Genomic DNA, 4,607 nt, shown 5'->3' with positions numbered 1-4,607 from the left:
GAACGCCCGCGACGACGACCGCGTTAGAATCCCCCAGAACGAGTGGGGCGACACCGGGACGGCGTGAGGGCTGGCCCCTCGGTCCCAACCGGGCTTAGAACGCGCCGTACGGGAGCAACAGCAACACGAGCGTTAAGAACGGGAGCAGAACTAGAAGCATGGCGACCGCGTAGCCGAACATCTCGCGGGCCCTGATCCGCGTGATCGCGAGCAGCGGGATCGCCCAGCGGGGATTTAAACCGTTGGTGTGGTCGTCGCCGACGGAGTAGGCGTTAGATGGAACAACGTGTCACTCTACGTCGGCTTCGATGACATCGCGTAGCGCCGCGATCCGGTCGGCGGTGTAGCTGAGTGTCGTCCCGTTGACGCCGAGTTCGAGGCGACCGTCGGCCGTCGCCTCGCCGATGTGCTCGATGGCGACGGCCTCGGGGACCGCTTCGCGGACCGCGTCGGGTCGCGTCGTCTCGACGACGACCCGGCCGACGGCTTCCGAGAAGAGCGCCTCAAGCGCGTCGCCATCCAGCGTCACGTTCGCACCGGCCTCGCCGACCATCTCGGCGAGGGTGACCGCCAAGCCGCCGTGGCTCACGTCGTGGACCGAGTAGGTGCCCTCGAGATCGGCGACATCAGCGACGGCCTCGACGAATGCCGTCCCGGTGTCCGGAACCGCGGGGAACCGGTCCGTCCCGCCGAACTGTGCGAGCAGTTCCGATCCGCCGAGCGAGCGTTCCTCACCGGCGGCGAGTACCAGCAACTCGCCCTCGCCAGCGAGGTTGCTCCCGGGGGCGTCGTAGCCGGCTTTCGTCCCCGCCATCGCGAGCGTCGGCGTCGGCGGGATCGGGCCCGCGGCCGAGTCGTTGTACAACGAGACGTTCCCGCCGACAACCGGAACATCGAGGGCGGCACACATCTCCGCGAGACCGTCGACGATGGCGCGGAAGCCGCCGTACACGTCGGGCTTTTCGGGGTTGCCGCCGTTGAGACAGTCGACGGCCGCAAGCGGCGTCGCGCCCGTCGTCGCGAGGTTGGTCGCGTTTTCGAGGGCGACGGCGCGGGCCCCTTCGTAGGGGGCCGCTTCGGTCCAGTTCGGGTCGGCACCCGAGGAGAACGCCAAGCCGACGCCGGCCTCGCGGATCGCCAACAGCGCCGCGTCGTCGCCCGGTTTCTGCGCCGTCCGGGTACCGACCTCGTGGTCATACTGTCGGTAGATCCACTCTTTTGAGGCGGTGTTGGGCGAACCGACGACCGCCTCGAAGGCGGCCTCGAGGTCCGGATCGGGCCGGTCCCGGGCCGGCTGTTCCGGCTCGACGTGTTCGAGGTCGTTCATCGGTGCGCCGTCAGCGAGGTACTCGGCGTCGACATCGACGACTGTCTCCCCTTTAAAAGTGCAGACGTAGTTTCCTTCGGTTACGTCTCCGATCACCGAACAGCCGAGATCGTACTTGTCGGCGATGGCTTCGACCCGCTCGACGTCGTCGGGCCGGACCTCATAACACATTCGCTCTTGAGACTCCGCGAGCAGGATCTCGGTCGCGTTCATGTTCGGCTCGCGCTGGTGGACGCGGTCGAGTTCGATGTGTGCGCCAAGGCCGCCTTTCGCGACGAGTTCCGAGGACGCGCCGCCGAGGCCGGCCGCCCCCAGATCGCGGGCCGCACGGAGCAGGCCGGCGTCGACCAGTTCCTCGTTGGCCTCGATGAGACGCTTTTCGGCGTAGGGGTCGCCGACCTGCACTGCCGGGCGGTCCTCGGTCTCGGCGTCCTCGCTCAAGTCCTCGCTGGCGAAGGATGCGCCGCCGAGGCCGTCTCGTCCGGTGGCGTTGCCAGCAAGAACAAGTTTGTTGCCTGGCGACCGTGCTTCGGCGGTTACCAGCCGTTCCGCGTCCGTCAGGCCGATGCAGGCGACGTTGACGAGGGGGTTACCATCGTAGCCGTCGTGAAACGCCGCGCTGCCGGTTACCGTCGGGACGCCGATACAGTTGCCGTAGTGGGAGATGCCCTCGACGACGCCCTCGAGCAGGTACTTCGAGTGCTCGCGGTCGAACCCGCCGAAATAGAGGCTATCGGCGAGCGCGATGGGGTAGGCGCCCATCGAGAGGGTGTCGCGAACGATGCCGCCGACGCCGGTGGCCGCGCCGTCGAAGGGGTCGACGTATGAGGGGTGATTGTGGCTCTCGACCCCCATCGTGATGTAGGTGTCGCCGTTCTCGCCGGTCTCCGGGTCCGGCAGCGCGAGCACGGCAGCGTCGTCACCGGGGCCGACGACGACGCGGTCGCCCTCGCTGTCGAACGCCGAGAGCAGCGGCTGCGAGGAGCGGTACGCGCAGTGTTCGCTCCAGAGGTTCTCGAACATCGCGCTTTCGGCGGTGGTTGGATCGCGCCCCAGCGCTTCGGTAACGAGTTCGCGGTCCGACGGGGGGAGGCTCATTCACCTGTATGCTCTTTTTGCCGGGATAAATCGCTTTTCATGTGCATATTCGTGGATATTGACCCCCGAAAAGACGGCGAGCACGGGGACCGGCGGGCTTTTTAATACAGCTGTCGAACGACGGGACGTGTTGTCGGTCGAGCTTCACGCACACTCGGAGTTGTCCTACGACGGGCGCGACCCGGTCGAGTTGCTTCTAGAGCAGGCCGAGGCGGTCGGGCTTGACGCGCTCGCGGTCACCGACCACGACGAGATCGACGCCTCACTGGAGGCGGCCGCGATGGCCGAAAAGCACGACCTCGTCGGCATTCCCGGCATGGAGATCTCGAGCGCCGCCGGCCACGTGTTGGCGCTCGGCATCGAGGAACTCATTCCGGCGGGGTTGGGCTACGACGAGACGCTCGATCGGATCGCCTCCCTCGGCGGGATCGCCGTGGTCCCACACCCATTTCAGTCTTCCCGACACGGCGTCGCCGCCCACATCACCCGTGGGCAACTCGCCGCGGCCGACGCGATTGAGGTTTATAACTCTCGGCTGTTCACCGGGCTGGCCAACCGCCAGGCCGAGCGCTTCGCCGCGGATCGTACCCTTCCGATGACCGCCGGCAGCGACGCCCACATCGCTGAGATGGTCGGGCAGGCGGTCACGGAGGTCGACGCCTACCACCGGAGCGCGGAAAGCATCCTTGATGCCGTCCGAGAGGGCCGAACAAGCGTCGTCGGCAAGCGGACGCCATGGTTTATAAGCGTCCAGCAGTTCGGCGGCGGGGTCAGACGCCGACTGGCGTCGATGTGGCCGTGGTGAACGACGACGCGTCGTCGGAGGGGGACGACGACACGCCGTCGGGCGGGAGAAGCGACGCCCCCGGCGACGAGACATCTAACGGAATCGACGCCCCCGGCCGTATCGACGGTGCGACTGCCGAGGCCGTCCGGGGAGCCGTCGATCGCCGTGAATCGCTTTCCGGCCTCGACGGCTTCGCAGGCGAAATCGACGGCCGGCTCGTTCGCGACGTTCTGGGTCGGTATCCGTTATTTTCGGAGGCTGACGACCCGACGACGTGGGGGTTCGACCCGAATGACCTCGCTAACCCCGACCCGATGCCGGCGGGCCACGCTCGGGACGCCTCCGGCGATACCGAACTGTGGACGCTTCCGGAGCCGGATCTCTACGAGGACGGCGAGCGCGCCGTCGCCACCGTCCGGGAGGCGATCGTAGACTCGGTCGACGCCGTCGCGGGGTCGCCGCCGATCGGCTTCTCGGGCGGCGTCGACTCCTCGATCCTCGCGGCGCGGCTCGACGGACCGCTCTACGTCGGGGGCTTCGAGGGGAGCCACGACATAGCGGCCGCGCGCTCGGCTGCCGCCGCGCTCGGACGTCCCCTCCGGGTCGTCGAGTTCAGCCACGCCGACATCGAGCGCGGGATCCCCGAGATCGTCGCGGCGACCGGGCGGACGAACCCGATGGACATACAGATCGCGCTTCCGCTGTATCTCGTCGCCGAGGCCGCCGCCGCGGACGGCCACGATCGGCTCGCACTCGGACAGGGCGCCGACGAGCTGTTCGGCGGGTACGCGAAGATCGCGAACGCCCCCGGGGACCACCGCGTCGAGGCCGGCACGGTCCGTGGGGCGGCCCGCGAGACGGTTCGGACGCTGCCCCAACAGCTCGAACGAGACGTGTTGGCGCTTCGGGCCGCCGGCGTCGACCCCGTCGTTCCGCTTCTCGCCGACCGTGTGGTCAAGGCGGCGCTCCGGTTGCCCGGCGAGTGGCTCGTCGACGGCGGCGAACGGAAGGTCGCGCTCAGACGTGCGGCTGATTTCCTTCCGGCGAAGCTCCACTCGCGCGACAAGAAGGCCGTCCAGTACGGCAGCCTCCTCGCAAGAGAGTTCGACCGACTGGCGCGACAGGCCGGGTTTAAAAAGCGGATGGACGATCACCTTGGGCAGTACGTCGAGTCACTTCGGCCGGAGTGACTCGCCACGGGTGATACACGATCGATCGCCGCTGGCCCTACAGCATTATCCGTCGGGTCAGCAATGTGGAAGCATGGCAGACGGCAAGCGGGGTTGGGAAAGGCAGGCGAAGCGGACGGAGCAACGACAGCGCGAGCGCATACCACCGGATTCCCGTGAGTGACGAGTGGTCCGACACGTTGTCGAAGCCGAGAAGCGAACAGGC

The 4,607-nt window shown here is 67.7% G+C and carries 3 protein-coding genes and 1 pseudogene; 2 read left to right on the top strand and 2 right to left on the bottom strand.

Annotated features, from left to right (window positions below; genetic code table 11):
* Positions 1-94 precede the first annotated feature (94 nt).
* Both ACI944_RS12080 and purL read right to left on the bottom strand, forming a co-directional pair.
* Positions 95-271, bottom strand: a pseudogene (locus tag ACI944_RS12080) (TIGR00366 family protein); the annotation flags it as partial.
* Between the two features lie 18 nt (positions 272-289).
* Complete coding sequence (purL, locus tag ACI944_RS12075; RefSeq protein ID WP_411719295.1) at positions 290-2,425, bottom strand: phosphoribosylformylglycinamidine synthase subunit PurL; 2,136 nt, start codon at positions 2,423-2,425, stop codon at positions 290-292.
* A 127-nt stretch (positions 2,426-2,552) separates the two neighbouring features.
* Here purL and ACI944_RS12070 point away from each other — a divergent pair, with 127 nt between their 5' ends.
* Both ACI944_RS12070 and ACI944_RS12065 read left to right on the top strand, forming a co-directional pair.
* Positions 2,553-3,230: a PHP domain-containing protein gene (locus tag ACI944_RS12070; protein ID WP_411719297.1), complete on the top strand. Its 678-nt coding sequence runs from the start codon at positions 2,553-2,555 to the stop codon at positions 3,228-3,230.
* A gap of 101 nt (positions 3,231-3,331) precedes the next feature.
* Positions 3,332-4,402, top strand: a complete 1,071-nt coding sequence (locus tag ACI944_RS12065) for an asparagine synthase C-terminal domain-containing protein (protein ID WP_411719296.1) — start codon at positions 3,332-3,334, stop codon at positions 4,400-4,402.
* Positions 4,403-4,607 lie beyond the last annotated feature (205 nt).

The organism is Natronomonas sp. (genome assembly GCF_046710025.1).
Taxonomy (GTDB): domain Archaea; phylum Halobacteriota; class Halobacteria; order Halobacteriales; family Haloarculaceae; genus Natronomonas.
This window is presented reverse-complemented; position numbering and strand designations above follow the sequence as displayed.

Excerpts from the sequence above, each read along its gene's own strand:
- purL (WP_411719295.1), bottom strand. The coding sequence starts at position 2,425 with ATGAGCCTCCCCCCGTCGGACCGCGAACTCGTTACCGAAGCGCTGGGG.